Consider the following 664-nt stretch of genomic DNA (forward strand, 5'->3'; position numbering starts at 1 on the left):
ACTCGAGTTTGAAACTTTTCGGCGATTTTTAAGGCTTTCACGCCCAGAAGCCCAGTAAAATCAAGGTTTTTATTTTAGAAATTCCAAAAACGTAGTGCCACGTGTACAAATATCTGACACTTGTGTAGGCTCAAATTATGGTATAATATACATGCCATGTATACCAGAACGAAAATTTTCACCAACAAAGACGGTTCCAAGCGAACTTACGTCCAAATAGTTGAGGCCGTCAGGGAAAAAGGCAAGATTCGCCAAAAGGTGGTCGCCAACCTGGGCCGTATTGAAGAACTGCAGGAAGGCAGTCTTGACCGGCTGATTGCCAGCCTGGCCAAATTTTCCAAGAAAAAGTGGATCCAAACCGAGGCCGAAAAGCTCATGGTACACAGTGCCCGGGAATGGGGGTTGGATTTAATCTTTCGGCACTTGTGGGAACAGCTTGGCCTGGACTTCCTGATGAAACGGTATTTCTCCCCGGCCTACACCTGTAACAAATTGGCGGAAGCCGTTTACGCCATGGTGTTGAACCGGATCAGCGACCCGCTGTCCAAACGGGGTGTAAACGAATGGCTCCGGGAGATCTACCGGCCGGCCTTTGAGCAACTGGAACTGCACCACCTTTACCGCGCCCTGGATTTTTTGGCTGAATACAAAGAAAAAATTGAAC

1 pseudogene is annotated in these 664 nt (G+C 47.7%); it reads left to right on the top strand.

Annotated elements, in window-relative coordinates:
• Window positions 1-156 precede the first annotated feature (156 nt).
• A pseudogene (locus A6M21_RS07495) lies at window positions 157-664 on the top strand (IS1634 family transposase); the annotation flags it as partial.

This window comes from Desulfotomaculum copahuensis (assembly GCF_001655685.1).
GTDB classification, from domain to species: Bacteria; Bacillota; Desulfotomaculia; order Desulfotomaculales; family Desulfovirgulaceae; genus Desulfotomaculum_G; species Desulfotomaculum_G copahuensis.